The 19029-nt window shown below is 58.3% G+C and carries 15 protein-coding genes; 7 read left to right on the forward strand and 8 right to left on the reverse strand.

The features are described from left to right. The first annotated feature begins 58 nt into the window (after positions 1-58). The 6 genes from acnA (at position 59) to ACR0CG_RS14540 (ending at position 7420) form a co-directional block, all read left to right on the forward strand. The gene (gene acnA / locus ACR0CG_RS14515; protein WP_480525798.1) at positions 59-2647 is read left to right on the forward strand and encodes an aconitate hydratase AcnA; all 2589 of its coding nucleotides are present in this window, start codon (positions 59-61) and stop codon (positions 2645-2647) included. Beyond that, on the forward strand, positions 2647-3801 hold the full coding sequence (locus ACR0CG_RS14520) for a PrpF domain-containing protein (RefSeq protein ID WP_480525800.1): 1155 nt from the start codon (positions 2647-2649) through the stop codon (positions 3799-3801). The genes acnA and ACR0CG_RS14520 overlap by 1 nt, the downstream gene beginning before the upstream one ends. After that, entirely contained in the window at positions 3798-4292 is a 495-nt protein-coding gene (gene rraA, locus ACR0CG_RS14525; protein WP_170679153.1) for a ribonuclease E activity regulator RraA, read from the forward strand. The genes ACR0CG_RS14520 and rraA overlap by 4 nt, the downstream gene beginning before the upstream one ends. A 36-nt stretch (positions 4293-4328) precedes the next feature. Continuing rightward, entirely contained in the window at positions 4329-5315 is a 987-nt protein-coding gene (locus ACR0CG_RS14530) for a tripartite tricarboxylate transporter substrate binding protein (protein ID WP_480525802.1), read from the forward strand. 79 nt (positions 5316-5394) lie between these two features. After that, positions 5395-5898: a tripartite tricarboxylate transporter TctB family protein gene (locus ACR0CG_RS14535; RefSeq protein WP_480525804.1), complete on the forward strand. Its 504-nt coding sequence runs from the start codon at positions 5395-5397 to the stop codon at positions 5896-5898. A gap of 1 nt (position 5899) precedes the next feature. Beyond that, complete coding sequence (locus ACR0CG_RS14540) at positions 5900-7420, forward strand: tripartite tricarboxylate transporter permease (RefSeq protein ID WP_170679147.1); 1521 nt, start codon at positions 5900-5902, stop codon at positions 7418-7420. A gap of 133 nt (positions 7421-7553) precedes the next feature. Here ACR0CG_RS14540 and ACR0CG_RS14545 read toward each other — a convergent pair whose 3' ends face one another. The 8 genes from ACR0CG_RS14545 to ACR0CG_RS14580 form a co-directional block, all read right to left on the reverse strand. Next, a complete protein-coding gene (locus tag ACR0CG_RS14545; protein ID WP_480525806.1) occupies positions 7554-8117 on the reverse strand; it encodes a TetR/AcrR family transcriptional regulator in 564 nt (187 codons plus the stop codon). A 5-nt stretch (positions 8118-8122) separates the two neighbouring features. Beyond that, positions 8123-9184 (reverse strand): flavin monoamine oxidase family protein, encoded by a 1062-nt coding sequence (locus tag ACR0CG_RS14550; RefSeq protein WP_480525808.1) that lies wholly within the window; start codon positions 9182-9184, stop codon positions 8123-8125. Between the two features lie 3 nt (positions 9185-9187). Beyond that, positions 9188-9871 carry an SDR family NAD(P)-dependent oxidoreductase gene (locus ACR0CG_RS14555; protein WP_480525809.1) on the reverse strand — a complete coding sequence of 228 codons (684 nt, stop codon included), beginning with the start codon at positions 9869-9871 and terminating at the stop codon, positions 9188-9190. 3 nt (positions 9872-9874) lie between these two features. Then, entirely contained in the window at positions 9875-10543 is a 669-nt protein-coding gene (locus ACR0CG_RS14560; RefSeq protein ID WP_170611633.1) for a cupin domain-containing protein, read from the reverse strand. A gap of 52 nt (positions 10544-10595) precedes the next feature. Next, on the reverse strand, positions 10596-10916 hold the full coding sequence (locus ACR0CG_RS14565; protein WP_480525811.1) for a thioredoxin domain-containing protein: 321 nt from the start codon (positions 10914-10916) through the stop codon (positions 10596-10598). Between the two features lie 169 nt (positions 10917-11085). Beyond that, the gene (locus ACR0CG_RS14570) at positions 11086-13065 is read right to left on the reverse strand and encodes a bifunctional 2',3'-cyclic-nucleotide 2'-phosphodiesterase/3'-nucleotidase (protein ID WP_480525813.1); all 1980 of its coding nucleotides are present in this window, start codon (positions 13063-13065) and stop codon (positions 11086-11088) included. 486 nt (positions 13066-13551) lie between these two features. Beyond that, positions 13552-13752 carry a hypothetical protein gene (locus ACR0CG_RS14575; protein ID WP_480525814.1) on the reverse strand — a complete coding sequence of 67 codons (201 nt, stop codon included), beginning with the start codon at positions 13750-13752 and terminating at the stop codon, positions 13552-13554. Positions 13753-13879: 127 nt separating this feature from the next. Further along, entirely contained in the window at positions 13880-16276 is a 2397-nt protein-coding gene (locus ACR0CG_RS14580) for a DUF2235 domain-containing protein (RefSeq protein WP_480525815.1), read from the reverse strand. A gap of 335 nt (positions 16277-16611) precedes the next feature. On the opposite strand from ACR0CG_RS14580, the gene ACR0CG_RS14585 reads away from it, so the two are divergent. After that, complete coding sequence (locus ACR0CG_RS14585; protein ID WP_480525816.1) at positions 16612-19023, forward strand: c-type cytochrome; 2412 nt, start codon at positions 16612-16614, stop codon at positions 19021-19023. The last annotated feature ends 6 nt before the right edge of the window (positions 19024-19029 follow it).

Here is a 19029-nt window from a genome sequence, read left to right on the forward strand (position 1 = left end):
TCGATCTTGCTGATATCCGGCGCCGGTGTCTAGCTTGTCAGCAAATCAGGAGGCAACCGTGACAATCGCAACCTACAAACCGATCGCCAACACATCTTTGCGGGCCGTGGACTATTGCGCCCTATTGGGCCCCGAATTTCGAAAGCTTCCATACTCTCTAAGGGTTCTGGCGGAAAATGCTGCGCGTCATTCCGAAGGAGGCGCGGCGGCGCTGGATGTGCTCCGGCGCTCTGGCGACGCTGTGCCGTTCCGTCCTGCACGGCTGTTGTTGCACGACATGCTGGGAATTCCGGCGCTGATCGACATCATGGCCATGCGCAACCGGCTGGAGGAGGTGGGCGGAAATCCGGACGTAGTTGATATGAGCCTGCCGGTCGACCTGGTGATCGACCATTCCATGTCGATCAACCATTGGGCGGACAAGTTTGCGCTGGCCAAGAACATGGACCGAGAGTTTGAGGTCAACCGCGAACGTTTCGCTTTTCTTAAAGCCTGTGAAGCACGGTTCCCACGGCTACGGGTCATTCCGCCGGGGGGTGGGATTTGCCATCAGGTCAATCTGGAATATCTCGGTCAGACTGTTTTGCCGTCCAACGAGAACCCTGATGTTCTGATCCCGGACTCCAGCCTTGGCACTGACAGCCACACGCCGATGATCAACGCGTTGGGGATCATGGGCTGGGGCATTGGGGGGCTAGAGGCCGAAGCGCTGCTGTTCGGTGAGACCACCCCGGTCAATGTGCCCCGCGTCATCGGGTTTGAGGTAACGGGCAACCCGTCCGACGATGTCACCGCCACTGACATTGCGCTGGTCATCGCCGAGAAACTGCGCGCCATCGGCGTGGTCGACACCTTTGTTGAGCTGTTTGGCACCGGTTATTCCGCGCTGAGCGTCGCCGACCGCGCCACCATTGCAAACATGGCGCCGGAATATGGTTCCACTATGGTGTTCTGCCCGGTTGACGAGCGCACCATCGGGTATCTGCGCCAGACCGGCCGCAGTGATAGTGCCACACTGGCCGAGAGCTACTGCAAGGCGCAAAACCTGTGGGTCGATGGTACGGATGCGGCCATTGAATACGAGCAGGTGATTGAATTGAACCTCGATAAGGTTGGCCGGTCCGTTTCGGGCCCGTCCCGGCCGGAACAGCGGATTGACCTGTCCGCCGCTGCTGAGCGTCTGACTTTTGAGGGCGAAACGGACCGTCGGGTTCCGGTCCCGAATGCCGATCACGACATCGGTGACGGCGATGTGATCATCGCTGCGATCACCAGCTGCACCAACACCGCCAACCCGCGCAACATGGTTCTAGCCGGGCTGGTGGCCCGAAACGCCGTGGCGCGCGGCCTGACTGTCAAGCCACATGTCAAAACTTCGCTGGCTCCGGGTTCGCGGGTCGTGGCTAAATACCTGGCGGAAAGCGGCCTGCAGGCGCCCTTGGACGCCCTCGGGTTCGAAGTTGCGGCATTTTCCTGTTCGACCTGCAACGGCATGTCGGGACCTCTGCATCCAGATCACGAAAAGGCGATCAAGGACAATGATGTCAAAGGGATCGCGGTCCTTTCCGGGAACCGGAACTTTGCCGGGCGCATTCACCCGCTGGCTTCGCGCAACATGATTGCCTCGCCGCCGCTGGTCGTGGCCTATGCGCTGATGGGTACGATCCATAAGGACATTACGACCGAGCCCCTGGGGGTGGACCGGGACGGCAAGCCGGTGATGCTGAATGATCTGTGGCCCTCGGCGGATGAGGTGGCGCGGATTGTCGAGACTTATGTCACACCTGACGAGTTTCGCGACAACTACGCTGCAATCGGAGATGTGAATTACCAGTGGAACGCGATGGAGGTTGGCACCGGAACATATGAATGGGTGCCTTCGACCTATGTCTCATTTCCACCCTTTGTGAAAGGCATTCGCCCCGAGAACGCCGGGATCGAACCGCTGCGCGGCCTGCGTCCGCTGGCCATTCTGGGCGACAGTGTCACGACCGACCATATATCGCCGTCTGGTATCATCACCACCGATTCTGAGGCCGGGCAGTTCCTTCAGGCAAAGGGTGTCACCCAACGCGACTTCAACTCGTTCGGGACCCGCCGGGGATGTTCGGATGTGGTTATTCGTTCGACCTTTGCAAATTACCGTCTGCGCAACGAGATGACCCCGGACAAAGAAGGCTCGTGGACCCGGATCGAGCCTGAAGGTGAGGTTACATCGGTCTTCAAGGCGATTGAGACCTATCTGGACCGGGATCAGAAACTGGTGGTGATCGGCGGCAAAGAATATGGCTGCGGTTCTTCCCGGGACACGGCGGCAAAGGCCCCCTGGCTTGCCGGAATACGCGCCGTGATCTGTGAGAGCTTTGAGCGGATCCACCGCTCGAATCTTGTAAACATGGGGATTGCGCCGCTGTGTTTCCCGGAGGGCGTGAACCGCAGGACGCTGCAACTTGACGGGTCCGAGACTTTTGACATCGACTTCAGCGATGATCTGACCGAGGCCAAGCTGACCATCCACAGAAAGGATGGTCGCACGGATACCACGCCGCTGGATTTGCGTCTGTACAATGACGGTGAGCGTGCGACCTTTGCCGAGGGCGGTCTGCTGCCGCGTGCGTTCCGCGGATTTCTGGCGGGGGCGGCGTGATGGCGGAACGTTTACGGGCCGCGTTTTATCGCGGCGGTACATCCAAGGCTGTAGTGTTCAACGGTGCAGATCTGCCCAGGGACCGGGCCGCGCGCGATCGCATTTTCCTGCATGTCCTGGGAAGCCCCGACCCCAACGGGCGCCAGCTGAACGGGATGGGCGGCGGGTTGTCGTCCTTGTCCAAGGTGGTCATCGTCGAGCCTTCGGATCGTGACGATGCGGACGTGGATTATACCTTCGTGCAGATCGCCGTGGACGAACCGGTCGCCGATTACGGCTCGGCCTGCGGAAACATGTCCTCCTGCGTCGGCCCTTTCGCGGTTGAGGAAGGCATGGTGCAGGTTGCAGCGGATCAAAGTGAGGCGCTGGTCCGCATATTCAGCACCAATACCAATGGCGTTTATCACGCGCGCTTTCCGGTGCGGGACGGTCAGCCCGTCGAACAGGGCACGCTTGAAATTCCCGGTGTGGCGGGAACCGGGGCGAAAGTGACGATAGATTTCCTTGCACCCGGTGGGGCCGGAACCGGCAAGCTGCTGCCGACGGGCAATGCGCTGGATACGCTACAGATCCGTGGGGTCGGAGCGCTGGAGGTCTCACTGATCGACGCGGCCAATCCGGTGGTGTTTTTCCGCGCTGCTGATCTGCAAAAAACCGCCACCGAACGCCCCCAGGATCTGGATGGTGATCCGGACTTTATGGCTCTGGTCGAAGAAATTCGCGTTGCTGGTGCTGTTGCAATGGGAATGGCTCCGTCGCGCAAGGGCGTAAAACGATCCAGCCCTAAAGTGGCGATGCTCGGTGCGCCCGCTGAGTTCACGGCGCTGGATGGCAGCCTGCACAAAAAGGACAGCCATGACATCAATGTTCGGCTCGTGTCGATGGGCAACTTTCATCGCGCGATTACTCTGACGGGGGCCATGTGCACCGCCGTTGCAGCCCAGATACCGGGCAGCCTGGTGCAAAGGATCGCGCAACCTGAGGGTCAGGAATTACGCATTGGAAACCCATCGGGTGACTTGCCAACCATCGCGGATGTCCGGCCAGGCCCGTCGGGACCCGAGGCAATATCGGCCGGTACTTTCCGCACGCAGAGGCGAATTATGGAAGGGGCCGTCCTTTACCCATCCGAATTGATGGAGGAAGCGCATTGACCAGTTTCCAGACCAGCCGACCTACGACGGATCTGAGTGATGCCCATCCGGACAAGGTGCGCCCTGTACTGCAACGGTTCAACGATTACGGTGCAAAACGCAGCTTTTCGGGGCGTATTCATACTGCTGTGACAGCGGAAGATACCCGTCTGATTCAAGAGAAACTCTTTACTTTACAGGGAAATGGCGGTGTCATCGTAGTTGATGGCGGTGGGTCACTCCGAACAGCTATGTTGGGGGACATGATGGCGGAGAGGTTGATCGCCAACGGGTGGGCCGGGATCGTCATCAATGGTGCTGTCCGAGACAGCAAGCGTCTGGCGCAGCTCGACCTTGGCATCAAAGCGCTGGGCGTAACTCCGGTTCGGTCCGCCAAGACAGGGATCGGCGCAATAGACGTTCCGGTTGCCTTTGGCAGCGTGCTCTTCGAGCCCGGAAGTTACATCTACTGCGATGAAGACGGTATCCTGATTGCGAAGGAACCACTTTAAACAAAACAAGGAAATGCCAGCCAATGGGAGGAAATCATGGCAAAATTCAATCTAACCCGCAGGACATTTGCGGCTGCCGCCGTGGCGGCGGTTTCACTTGGCGCGCCAACGCTGGCGCACGCGGAACAAGTCGTTGAAAGTATCCACTTTCTGATCCCCGGCGGTGCCGGCGGCGGTTGGGATGGCACCGCGCGTGGTACTGGCGAGGCACTGACGGAATCTGGGCTGGTCGGATCGGCCAGCTACGAGAACATGTCAGGCGGCGGCGGTGGCAAGGCCATCGGTTATCTGATCGAAAACGCCGACAGCAACCACGGCACGCTTATGGTCAACTCGACCCCAATCGTGATTCGGTCGTTAACGGGCATCTTCCCGCAGAACTTCCGCGATCTGACCCTTGTGGCCGGGACCATCGGGGATTACGCGGCGCTTGTGGTCGCGGCAGATGGCCCGATTCAGGACCTGAACGGGTTGATCGAGGCCTTCAACGCCGACCCGAACGGCGTTGCCGTGGGTGGTGGTTCGGTACCTGGCGGTATGGATCATCTGGTCGCCGCCATGGTTTTTCAGGCGGCCGGTGCTGACCCAGTGGCCATGAAATACGTCCCCTATGACGGCGGCGGTGCAACCATGGCCGGTTTGCTGTCGGGTGAGGTACAGGCCGTTTCGACGGGCTTCTCGGAAGCGGTGGAGTTGGCCAAGGCCGGTGAGGTGCGCATAATCGGCGTGACCTCTGACGAGCGTGTGGACGCTTATCCCGATGCTCCGACCATGAAAGAGCAGGGCAATGACACCACGTTCGTCAACTGGCGCGGGTTCTTTGCCGCACCCGGACTGCCGGAAGACAAGCTGGCGATGTATCAGGATGCGTTGACCAAAATGTACGACACGCCGGAATGGGTGGAAGTCCGAGATCGTAACGGTTGGGTCGATATCCACAACAACGGTGATGATTTCCGTACGTTCCTGGAGCAGCAGGAACAGGAAATCGGCGACCTGATGAAGAAGCTGGGCTTCCTCTGACGCGGTCTGCGATATCCTGAAAAACGGGTGCCCGGCTGTGTGCCGGACACCTCAAACAAAAAAAGGGGAGGGGATGGAAATGGCACTGGATCGCTGGATTGCACTTGTCATTCTTCTGATCTGTCTGGCCTATGGCTATACCGCCTATTTCACCATGGACGACCTGTTGCCGCCAATCATGCGGCGCAGCCCAATCTGGCCGTCGAGCTTTCCCAAGGTGTTGGCCATAGGTGCTATTCTGATGTCGGTGTCCATTATTCTGGGGTTGGAAAAAGCACCTGAGAAACAAGATGCGGCGGACATCAATCTGGCGAAGCTGCATGAATACAAGTTGGGTCAGGCGTTGCTGCTGGTGGCCTTGATGGTCGGTTATGCGCTGCTGCTGCGTCCGCTGGGATTTCTGGTCTCGACCTTCCTCTTTCTCACGGTGGGAAGCTTCAGTCTCGGCGAGCGCCGGTACGTGCTGATGGTCATTGTCAGTGCCATTGCCGCCGGGGTGGTCTGGTATCTGGTGGAAGTGATACTTGGCATTTTCCTCAGCCCGTTTCCCGGATTTCTGAACGCGATGGCAAACGGAGGCTGACATGCTTGAAGGACTCATGATGGGCCTCGCGACGGCCTTTACGTTCACAAACATTCTTATGGTGATCGGCGGTTGTCTGATCGGTACCTTCATTGGCATGCTGCCGGGTCTGGGGCCGATGTCGATCATTGCGATCATGATCCCGATCGCGATTACCATCGGCGACCCGTCGGCCGCATTGATCCTGCTGGCTGGCGTCTACTACGGTGCTGTCTTCGGAGGATCGACATCATCGATCCTGATCAACGCGCCAGGGGTGGCCTCGACAGTTGCAACCAGTTTCGACGGCTACCCGCTGGCCCGTTCAGGGCAGGCTGGCAAGGCGCTGACCGTGGCCGCAATCTCGTCCTTTGCCGGGGGCACGATCGGGGCGGTGCTGCTGATGGTTTTTGCGCCGGCTCTGGCCTCGGTGGCACTGCTGTTTCATTCCTCGGAGTATTTCGCGCTGATGGTCGTCGGTCTTTCGGCCATTGCCGCCTTTGCCGGAACGGGGCAGGTCAGCAAAGCGCTGTTGATGACCTTCCTGGGTCTGATCATGGCGACAGTGGGCGAAGGTGTGTTGTTCAACGCGCCGCGCTTCACCATGGGCATCATGGACCTGCAGTCGGGCTTTGGTTTCATCACGCTGGCCATGGCAATGTTTGCTTTGCCGGAAGCGATCTACCTTGTTCTGGACCCCAACCGGTCGAAAACCGGGGATGGCGATAGTGGTGAAATCACGAACCTGAGAATTGACCGCAGCGAGGCGAGAAAGATAGCCCCGGTCATCGGACGCCAGTCCATTCAAGGGTTCTTCATCGGCGTTCTCCCGGGGGCGGGGGCGACGATTGCCTCTTTCCTTGGCTATGCGGTGGAACGCAACATCGCGCCGAAGGAAGAACAGGAGCGTTTTGGCAAAGGCGAGATCAAGGGTATCGCCGCGCCGGAAAGCGCAAACAACGCCGCCTGTACCGGGTCGTTTGTACCGCTTCTGACGCTGGGCATTCCCGGGTCGGGTACCACAGCGATCCTTCTTGGGGCACTGATCGCGCTGAATGTCAGCCCCGGACCGCGCCTGATGATCGATGAGCCGCAGATTTTCTGGGCCGTCATTATTTCGATGTATCTTGGAAATCTGGTGCTGCTGATCCTGAACCTGCCGCTGATCCCTTATATCGCCAAGGTACTGGCCGTTCCGCGCAACTTCCTGATCCCGTTCATTTTGTTCTTCACGCTCATGGGGGCATATATCGGGCAGAACAATGCGACCGAATTGCTGATCCTGGTCGGCTTTGGAGTTTGCGCGACGATCCTGCGCTTTGCCGATTATCCTCTGGCACCTCTGTTGATCGGGTTCATTCTTGGACCCTTGCTTGAGAACAACTTTTCGCGCGCGATGCAACTTTATGATGGCATGAGTTTTATCTGGCAGCGGCCGATGACTTTGGGTCTTCTGGTTCTTGCCGTGCTTCTGGTGTTGCTGCCTAGCTTCCGCCGCCGCCGCGCGCGTGCCCGGGCCGAAGGGGTCGCGGATGGTGACTGAGTTTCAAGCGTTAGTTTGGCCCGCGGGCCAAACAATCCGTCGTTTCTAGTTTGGATCACCGGCAGTGGACGACCGCATCTGGATGGTTTGATTGAAGCGTTGCCGCGCCCGTGCGATCAGGACCAGGCCCGTGTCAGCATCTCGACTGTAGTATTGCCACTGCGTCATCAAAGGTTTGCAGGCTTTCCTCGGCCCGCGCGGCCAGATGGGCGCCTTCCAGCAAGGCCAATGCGGCACGCGCTTCCGCCCCTGGTTCACCAACGCCCGAGATCGACCCATCTGCCTTGCCCAACGTAAAGACCCCTTCGATCCACGAAACCATCATGATGCGGAATTCACGAATTTTATCAGTGACTTCATGTGAAAGGCTTTCCCGGCTGCTGATCAACGAGACACACAGGCACAGGGTTTTTCCGCCATTCAATGCTGTGCGATAGAGCGCGATCAACGCGCTTATCCGCTCGCCCGCCGTGTCATACAGCCGTTCAATCTCGGCACAGCGGCCGGACAGGTCGCTGTGGTAGCGGACCATCAACGAAATCGTCAGCGCGTCTTTGGTAGGGAAATGGTAATGGACCGAGGCTTTGCGGATGCCCACCTCTTTGGCAAGGTCAGCGTAGCTGAACCCGTCAAACCCTTTGCTGCGGGCGGCACGCTCGGCAGAATTCAGCAGAGCCGTCTTTGTATCTGATTCCATGGCGTCTAAACCCTTTCCCTACGCACCAAAGCCGCTGCGGTTTCTGCCGCTTCCAGCGCGCCTTCAAGATATCCCCCGAATTGCGCGGCTGTTTCCGTGCCGCTGAAAATGATTCGATCCCTCCAGACGCCCCGCATGGCTTGCGGCAATCCGTATCGCGGATGCGTGTACAGAGGTTGCAAGTCCAGGTCGGTAGAGGTGAAGGGGTCGAATGCCCAATCTTTGATGTAAAGCGCATTTGGATTTGCCGCCGTTGAGCCAAACAGGCGCACCAGTTGTGCAAGAACCTGCTGGCGCAACGTCTGTTCATCCGCGCGCATGTGTGGTGGAACGCCAATAAAACCAAACAGCGCATAAATACGGCCTCCGGCGGGCGAAGCGTCGTGGATTTCCACCATCGGCCCGCGCCTGCTCATGGCGTCGCCCGACAGTCCCGCCTCGCGCCAAAAGGGTGTGTCGTACACGGCAATCGCCTTTGCCTGTCCAGCCATCCAGGTCGCGACCTCGCGCATGGCGGAGCGAGTTTGCTTGGGTAAAGGTGGATAATAAGTCAGCTCAACCGCGACGCGCGGGGGCAACGCAAGAACCGCACGCTGTGCGCTGATCTGCTGACCCGATTGCGTGGTGGCCAGCACTCCGTTTTCGGTTTGCGTCAGCGCGGTGATCCGGGTGGACAGGTGGATCAGTCCGGCAGGCACTCGGGCTGCCAGTGCATCGATCAAGGCGGCAAGGCCGCCTTTCAGGCGAAATGACCCTTCCATCGATGAAAATCCCCGGCCGCGCTCGACACGGCCGTGCTCATCCTCGAAACTCAGCGCGCCGGTGCTGAACTGTTCGAACCGATCCAATCCAAGCTGGTCGATCAGCGCGGCAATCCGGGGCTGACCCGGCCAGAACCAGGACGGGCCCAGGTCGAAATAACCGTCGCCCTGCGCTTCGGTCAGGATGCGCCCGCCCAGACGGGCGCGTGCCTCGGCCACCAGAACGTCCTGCCCCTGATCCATCAGTTGCGTCGCCAGGCTGAGACCCGAAAGCCCTGCACCAATGATAAGCGTATCCGTGCGCATGCCTCAGAACGCCTCACTCAAGGGGCGCAGGTCCAGCTCATGGGTCCAGGTCGAACGCGGCTGCTGCGCCAGTTGCCAATAGGCCTGCGCGATGTCTTCAGGCTTCATCATCTTGGTAGGATCCAGACTGTGGCGATCGCGCGACCGGGCTGTATCAATGATGCCGTCCAGAAGGACATGCGCGACGTGAACACCCGCCGGCTGGTATTCGCGCGCCAGCGATTGTGTCAGTCCGCGCAGGGCAAACTTGGCCGAGGCAAAGGCCGAAAAACGGGCCCCGCCGCGCCGCGAGGCGGTTGCCCCCGATACGATCAGGGCACCGCCGCCACCACGGACCATCGGCTGCATCACCGATTGCGCCACCACGACCAGGGTTTGTACCATCGAGGTCCATGTGCGCTGAAAGTCATCCAGAGACGTTTCTGTGAAAGGCGCGACTACAAGCTCTGCGGTGTTGTGCACGACAATCTTTGGCGGCCCGTGTTCCGCGATCAGGTCTGCAATGATTGGTGCGGTCAGGTCCGGGTCGGACAGATCGACCTCGTGAAACGCGCCGACGGGGTTTTCCGGACGGCTACGGCCAAGACCAACCGCCTCCATGCCTTCGGCCTGAAAACGCGACACCAGAGATTGGCCAAGGCCAGCTCCCGCTCCGGCGACAAGTGCCAAGGGTTTTTGCCGGGTCATCGGTTACACCGCTGGTGGCCGGGCAAACGGCAGATGACCGGTCTTCATCCAGATTTTGGCACCACTAGGCCCTGCAACGGCTGACAGGCTTTGACCTTCGGGCAGGCGCAGCCAGTCGTTCCTGACCAGTTCATCCCCGCTTTCTGTGACCGAGCCGTCGATGATCAGAACCTCGATGCCTCCTGTGGCATCCGAGGTCAGCGTCGCGCCCGCATCCAGATGGCTATAAGTGACAACCTCGCGCTTGTCTTTGTGCAGGACCGCCGTGGCGACGCCGTTTTCCGGCGCGGCCAGCTCATCCGCCATTGTCTTGCGGAACTGGTTGCGGTCCTCCATGTCGAATTGCCAGAGTTTGACAAAGATGGTGCACCCGGGCTCCGACCCCGGCGTATGTTGCGTGGTCGGGGGGTTGCGAACGTAGGTGCCTTCGGGAAAGTCGCCGTGTTCGTCCTGAAACACGCCATCAAGAACGATGAACTCCTCGCCCCCTGTATGAGTGTGGGCGGAAAAATGACTGCCCGGCGCATAGCGCACGATTGTGGTGGCGCGTGCCACCTCGTCTCCGATCCGGTCCAGCATCCTGCGCTCTACACCCTTCATGGGCGAGGCTTGCCACGCAAGCTGGTCGGAGTGAACTACAACGCGATCTGAGAAGTCCGAGTTTATTTCCATTGGTCCGATTCCTTCTGCGATGTGTGATGCCGACGACCCGGGGATTAACCCGCTACAGGTGGGCAGTTCGAAAGTTTGGCGCGCCAAGACTGCAGGTTTTCAATCTTTCGGAAATGTCAACCTTTGCAAAATCGGCCAAGGCCGCGCCGATAAATTCGGTGATCGCATGGCATTGCGAGATGTATGTGCCACCCGCCAGTTCCGGGCAGGGTACCACGGCCTCGGGGTTCCTGGCCTTGAACGCCTTCGTGTAATGCTCGCCGCCCATCATATCCACGGGGACGAATTCAACCCTGTCCTTGGCCCGTTTATCAGCAAGCGCGATACAGGCACAGGCAGGATTTGGGAAACCTTCAACGTCATAGAATTTCATGAGGCATGTCCCTTTGGGCGGATCAATCAACAAGCAACTACCTATCAGTAGGTAGAGAGAAGTCAAGGCACGACCTCACGCAGGCAGCTGTTACCGAGGAGACGGAGCAGGCTTCGAGATTAAACAAAGGGCGACCCATCGGCCGCCCTTGAGATTGAACTTTTGCGCATCAAAGCTTGATACGGAACGCTGCGAAACCGTCGGCACCGTCGCCGGCGTCTTCAATGCTTACACCTTTGACATCGTTCATATAATCACGAGCCTTGGGCCCGGTTTCGAACAGGACGGTGGTCCCCTCAAGCGGGGCAAACGACCAGTTGGCGTCCGCCTTGGGGTCGATTGTTCCCTGCTCGACGATATAGCGAACGATCACATCGCGGTTTGTATCAGGGGCCTCGAAAACAACCGTGTCCCCCAAGGCGCCCGGGAAGGATCCACCGCCCGAGGCGCGGTAGTTGTTGGTGGCGATGACGAACTCCATGTCGTCTGTCACTGGCTCGCCGTTGAACTGAAGGTTCACAATCCGCGCAGCGTCGGGATTGACCTCTTCCCCCTTGGGGCCAAAGCGTGAGGGTTGAGACAGGTCGATCTGATACGTCACACCGTCCATGACGTCGAAGTTGTAGGACGGGAAGCTTGGGTCCAGCAGGATCGCGTCCTTGGAACCGGGCACGATCTGATTGAACATGCCTGCCGACCGTTCCAGCCAACCGCGCACCTGCGCCCCGTTGACCCGCACGGCCCGCACGGTGTTGGGGTACAGATACAGGTCTGCCACGTTCTTGATTGCGACATCACCAACCGGGACATCGGTGTAGTAATCTGGTCCACCCCGACCCCCGGCCTTGAAAGGTGCCGCTGCCGACAGGATCGGCAGCCCTTCGTGCTCGGTCCCCCTCAACATCTGATCAATATACCATTTCTGCGCGATCGAGACGATCTGGACCGAAGGGTCATCCGCCACAAGCGCAAAATAACTGTGCAGCGGAGCTGAGGTTTTGCCCACCGCGCGGCGGACATAGGCCAGCGTCTCTTCATGTTCTACGGCAACCGAATCCAGCACTTTCTGATCGTCACCGACAAGAGCCGTAATCGAGCGGTCTTCGTTCCGCTTCGAGATCGGGCGCGCTTCGGAGGTGGTGGTGACGACACGCCATTCGGATCCGTCGCGTTCCAGCAGCAGGTCCAAAATGCCCAGATGCGAGCCCCAAAATCCGCCCATGACGGCTGGTTTCCCCATCAGCGTCCCTTTCTCGACATCGATACCGGGGCGATCCGCAAAGGTCGGTGACGGGAAGACCAGGTGATTGTGCCCGGTCACAAGTGCGTCGATCCCGTCAACCCCTGCGAGTGCGACCGAGGCGTTTTCCATACCGTCTGTATGGTCGGCTTCGCCAATCCCCGAATGCGATAGGGCGATAATCAGATCGCAGCCCTGTTCCTGCATTTCGGGGACGTAGGCTTTGGCGGTTTCAACGATGTCGCGCGTCTCGACATTGCCATCCAGATGCTTGCGGTCCCAGTTCATGATCTGCGGCGGGGTAAAGCCGATGACGCCGATCTTGATCGGGTGTTTGGTGCCGTCGCCCATCTCAATCTCGCGGTCGAGGATGGTGTACGGCTGAACCAACGTCTTGTCCCCGAGCGGGCCGGCACCCTTTTCCTTGGCCACGTTGGCCAGAACAACCGGGAATTCCGCGCCTGCAAGTGCTTTCTCTAAAAAGCTCAAGCCGTAGTTGAATTCGTGGTTGCCTAAGGTGGCCGCGTCATAGCCGACGGTGTTGAACGCCGTTATGATCGGATGGCTGTCGCCCTCGTTCATTCCACGCTCATAGGCGATGTAGTCGCCCATGGGGTTGCCTTGGAGAAAATCGCCGTTGTCGACCAGGAGGGAGTTCGTGGCTTCTGACCGAATCTGATTGATGATCGAAGCGGTGCGCGACAGACCCACCGTGTCGCGGGGCTTATCGGCATAGTAATCATATGGGAACACGTGGACGTGAATATCCGTGGTTTCCATAATCCGCAGGTGCGCCTGATTTCCACTTGCCGCTGCCGAGTAGGGATGCAGCACGACAAGCGCTGCGCCAGCCGTGGTCGTGGCAAGAAACTGACGGCGAGAAAGGGCCGTTGTGTTTTTCATAGTCATGGGACACCTGTTGGGTTCGTGTTTCGAAGGTCTTCTGCAAGGTATTGGCTACAGTCTTGTGACAGCGGCCCGGGTCAGTCGAAAATAGTCAGAGCTAAAGGCCGGAGACCTCCAGACAGCTTAATGCAAAAAATTACGCTTGTGTGATGTAGAATCGACTGCCACCGATCCGTGCTCAACTTTTTCTCTTCGGCAATCTGACCTGGACCCAGAAACTCCGATGCGAACGCACCATGCGACGTGTTGCCTGTTGATTTTCGTTGAGAGGGAGAACTGGCAAGTCAGCCGTGAGAACCATCCGTCCGTTTCCCGAGCGAAGTCGCGCCTGAGGTTTCAAAGACGGGCGCGGTAGCAGAACTGAAGTCGCCCCAATGGTTAGGCTTCTGGAGCGCATTTCTGTGTGCTACGACGATCTCGAAATATGGTGCATGCCGTCAAAGTTCCCTGAGACAGAAAACCAGTTTCTGCTGAAAAAACTCCAACTCATCAGTTCTGGATCGAGGAACCTTCGAATTCGACCAGATACCCTCGCGCGGTCGAGACATGCCGGGCATCATCCCATTTGATCCCTGGTTGGTCTGAAAACTGGCGAAACCTTCCGAAATGCTCGTTTCCGTCATAGTTGTCGGGCTGGTGCCAGAACCAGTTTGTAAAGGCAATGGGTTCTCGGTAACTCAGTTGGGACATTGCCTTTCGCGGCTGATTGCACTGCACCCAGGCATTAGGCGACAGTCTTGATTGCTGCACTTCTGCAAAAGCGGAGGGAGCGCATGTTGACGGTCAGAGCTTTGAAACAGTTCCGCTGCATCACGAGTTATAGCGGCGGTTTCTCTGCAAGGATGCTGACACGGGCGGAGCCACCGTTGTTTGCATAGAAACCGTCAAAGGGCCAGATGATCGCGTCGTTCACGTACAGAAACAGCGGTCCGCTTCTCTCTGCCCGGATACGCGCCGTCATCGCCTTGGGTGCATCAATCGGATCGCATTTGTGTCCGTCTTCGGCGGCCATGTCATCAAAGCACGAAATGAACGCCGTGGTTTTGTCTGTGTAGTCAAAAAGCGGTAAAATCGATTGGCCCTTCGCCCCGATTTGCGCGACCGGTTGAAACCAGTTTGCGCTCGAACGTCGTATCAGGCTGCCCAGTACATACACCCGTTTGTTGGTCTGGAACCCGGTCATCGGAACGCGTGCGCCTCTGTCGGTGAATGGCTCTGTTTCCTCGAGCCTGATCCAGTATGTTTGCCCTTCGACAAGATCGACACCAGTCGGCCAGCAAACAGATTGGGTCGAGAACTCATCTTGCAGAACAAAAGTGCTTCCCGGTTCGATCACATGTCCGGGGTCAGTGTCTGGGCACAGACTGCCGCTGACGGTGGTGAACATCAGGCTGACGACATGCAAAAGCTTGAACACGCCGAGCAAGATCAACACAGCCAAGACGCCCTGCACCAGCTTGGTACCCAGAAATGCATAAGCCGCATTCAACGTTCGGCTGGATTGCAGCAAATTGCCCGTTCGAACCAGAAACCGGTCTGCCGGTTTTTGCAAATTGGTTTTGCGATCCGAGGTCCAGGCCTGACGGGCGGTATCCTTTATCCGGTCCCGAAGCGCCGCGCCGGACAGAAACAGCGCCACAATTGCCACGATGAGCGGTATCGAAAGCACTGGATGCTTCCACAGAGACTGTATCCAGGGCTGAACGATGCCGGGTGCGACGGACGATATAGCGTCGGGCAGCACGACGCCATCTGACCCGACCGGCGGTCGGCCGGGCTGCAACATGGCCCGGACGGGCTCGCCCGCCCATGGCAGGACCAATGCGAACAAAAGCAGGCTGATGAACGAGATATTTGCGATCCTGCGCCACAAGACCAGTGCCTTGACCTGCTCGGCAACTTCCGCGTTGTGGTGCAGTGAAACCTGTTGTGGTTGATCGTGCGGCTGGAAATCGTCGTTCATCATCACTGGCGCATAGCCATCGCGGCCAGTCAGGATTTTTTGGACGACCGAGCTGTGCACGACAGGCTTGCCACCAAATGCCTCACCACTTTCAACGGGTCGGGGCGTGTAGCGGTAGGCCGATTTCAATCCGCTGCGTGAATCGTGAATCAACGCATTTTTCGAGCGCCGGCTGTCAAGTTCGTGGACCTTTTCGTCAATGAAGATCAGGCCATCCTTTCTGGCTTCCTCAATCATCCAGATCAGCGGCTCAAGCGAAGCTTCATCGTCGGGATATCCGCCACCAATGTCGGCGTGGACACCGGCAAACCAAACCTCCTGGATCCTTGGCCCGTCCTTCTGATTGCCTGAGCCCTTGAGATCGAGTTGTGGAGTCTGATCAAATCGCAGCGGGTGATAGGTGCGTCTCTCATCATCAAGGGACAGGGCGTGGCAGACATGTTCTACAACCTGGCTGCAGACGCGGTTGCGAAAACTGATGGGCCATATCCAGAAATCGAACACCGCGCGCAGCTCTTCCAGCGGCACTCCATAAGCTTCGACCGTATCAAACAGGCCCAGGAACCTGATTTTGATCTGGCCGGCGCAACGTTCTGGTTGCTTGCTTTGCAGAATCTCTGTCACCTGGACATGTTTCTTCTGTCTGCTGATGGTCCGTTTTGCCCATACGCAAGCATCCCGGATGAAGCGCCCGATCGAGACGGTCGGGCTCATGCGAACCTTGCCTGTGCGCGGGTCGCGAAATGGCGCGGTCTGCCGTCTGTAGGCACGCCACGCGCCTTTCGAGTTTCGATGCATTTCCGCGACGGAAACGGTGGTCCCGTCGACTTCCCGGGGCATCAACCCTTGGGAGCTGATAAGTCCAGCCAGCGTACGCACAGTAAAGGCTCCACGGCTGAAGCCGAACATCCAGATTTCGTCACCGGGTTCCCAGTTCCAGCACAGGAATCGATACAGCTTTTGCACGTTGCCCGGCACGCCCAGCCCCGTGGCACCGTCAAACAAGCGCACCAGTCCAATCGATGACGTTCCGACACCCGGGATATAACGCGCCAGTTGCGGGCTGGACTTCAGGGGACTAAGCCCGCGTTTGTCGATGGCTTCATAAAGTCGCCAGATGTTCGATGCCTGACCACCGAATGCGTTGCCTGTACCGTCAGCGAACACAATGAGCCGCTTGTTCGGTCGTGTGCGCGGTTTGCGCCCTTCAGGAAGGCCCGCTGCCGTCTTTGTGTCTTTATGGTCATCCATAACGCACCTTCGGACTAATCAATTCCCTCGCGCACCGGTGGCCAGAAGGAGGCAGTAGGCTCATCGGTGAAAAACTATCATGTCATTACGACTTTGAAATAAAACAATAAAAGCCTCATCCGGTTTACTGGTCAGACGACCGGAGCACACCGTCATACGGTCCCACAAACTGGTCGCCAAAACGCGTCAGCCGCAAAAACCAACCCTTTGATCCAGGCGCAAATACCCGGCTTTCCCTTCATGGTTGCAATAAATTCGATTCGGACCAACACTGATATGACAGTACCAACTGAGAGGTTGATGCCAATTTCTAGCTGAAGATTGGAGTTTGCCTGATGTTTTGTCGCATTATTTCGCTGACTTTTCCGGTCGCACTTCTGCCCGTTGCCGCCCTGGCGCAGCTTTTTTCAGGCCCGCTTGACGAGGCAATGCTGGTCGGGCGAGACGAAACGACTTTTCCACCCGCGGACGAGGACTATTTCGCCAAGATCGACAACGGCATTCCGCTTGGCCCGGATGAAATCAAGGGTCGCAACATGTGGATGGTCTGGACCGGCGGCAACGATTTGCTTTGGGATCGCCTGACGCGCGACACGTTCGGTCAATTTGATCTTCTCAAGACCCTGTCTTCGCATCCTGATCTGCCAGCGCAACGCGCCAATCGGTTCGAATATCTGGGTCTGATAAACGAACCGTGTTTCGATCAGGCGACTGGCCCGGATCCCGAACGCTATGGGCTCTGGCTGGACAAACGGCGTGACGATTGCGCCGCCGACCCATTTGACAACGCCGAAAAATATCCGGGCGTTGAAATCGGTGCGCGGGGCCGCAACATGCCTGTCGGCTCATATTACGGTGAACCAACCGGCGTTCTGGGTCTTCGGTTATTCCCCAACCCGGATTTCGACGAACGCGCTGAGCGGCGTTGGGATCCCGAGCGTTTCTACAACGACCCCGATTACTATTTCGACAAGGATCTGGTCCGGCCTTATCGCGTTGGCATGTCTTGCGCTTTCTGCCATGTCGGTCCAAGCCCGATCGACCCGCCGGAGGACCCCGAAAACCCCGAGATGCGCAATCTCAATGCGACGGTGGGCGCCCAGTATTTCTGGTTCGACAGGGTGTTCGCGTGGAAGCCGGACGACCGGCAATACATGGTCCAGTTGATTCACACAGCGCGGCCCGGATCGCTTGATACGTCGCTGGTGTCGCCTGACTACATCAACAACCCGCGCACAATGAACGCGATCTATCTGCTGGAGGAACGTCTGCGCATAGCCGAAAGGTTGGGCGAGGAACGCCTGACCGGGGGCGAGCGCGACAACATGCAGTTTCAGGATTTCGTGGATCAGGGTCCGCTGACCCAGCTTTTTGAGCCGCCCGATATCAGCTTCAGCCCGCGCGTCCTGAAGGACGGCGCGGATTCGGTTGGCGCGCTTGGGGCGCTAAACCGGGTTTATCTCAATATCGGTCTTTTCAGTGAAGAATGGACGCGGCACTTCAACCCGATTGTCGGAGGCCGCACGATCACGCCCATCGAGATTGAAACCGCGCAGAAGAATTCGGCCTATTGGCGCGCGACGGAACTGCAGTCCCCGCTGACTGCGCTCTATTTCCTCAAGGCCGGACGTCCGGATTACTTGGCTGACGCGCCGGGCGGGGCAGAGCACCTGACCGAAGATGACGAGACGGTGAACCGGGGCAAGATGCTGTTTGCCGAAAACTGCGCCCGCTGCCATTCCTCCAAGTTGCCCGAAACGGCCTTTGCGGCCATGCCAGGCGGATGTTCGGGGCCGGGATACCTGCAGTGCTGGTCGAACTACTGGGAGCTGACCAAGACGGATCAATTCAAGGCAGAGATAACCGAAATCGTCAACGCCGACGATTTTCTGGAAAATAACTATCTGTCGAATGAGATGCGGATTCCGGTCACGCTACTTGAGACAAACGCCTGCAGCCCGCTGGCGACAAACGCCATCGAGGGTAACATCTGGGACAATTTTTCGTCCTCGACTTACAAGGCGCTGCCGTCGGTCGGCGAGATCGAGGTGCACCATCCGGTGACCGGCGAACCCTTCAAGTACGAAATGCCTGCAGGCGGTCGTGGTTACACGCGTGTACCTTCGCTGATCAGTCTCTGGTCGACGGCGCCGTATCTGTTGAACAACACGGTGGGCTATTATGAACCCGACCCGTCGGTCGCAGCCAGGATGCGCACCTTCGACGATGGTATTCGCAAGATGCTGTGGCCAGAACGCCGGCTGCGTGACAGCGAACTGGGCGACAAGGTGCCCGGACTAATCGATCGCACGACCGAGCAAAGCTACCTGATGATCCCGCGTGGTTTCCAGCCCGACTTCCTGGTGCGCCTGTTCGAACCCTTCCGGGACGAACTGCCCTGGCTTTTCAGCGAAAACGGCGACATCGAACTGGGCCCGATCCCCGCGGGGACACCGATCAACCTGCTTGCCAATCTCAACATACGGCTCGACAACGCCGACTTGTTGGAACGGATCGAGCACGATTTCAGGCTCGCCCGGCTTGTCATCATGATCAAGCGGAACCTGAAGGATTTGCCCGACAATGCCAGCAATACTCAAGTGCGGGCCATGTTCGCTGATCTGGTCGAACCGCTTCTCGAACTCAGCAAATGCCCCGACTTCGTCGTCAATCGTGGTCATTATTTCGGAACCCGGCTGACGGATCCGCAGAAGGAGGATCTGATCGCCTACCTCAAACGTTTCTGAGGTATG

The sequence above is a fragment of the Ruegeria sp. AB8 genome (assembly GCF_056542605.1).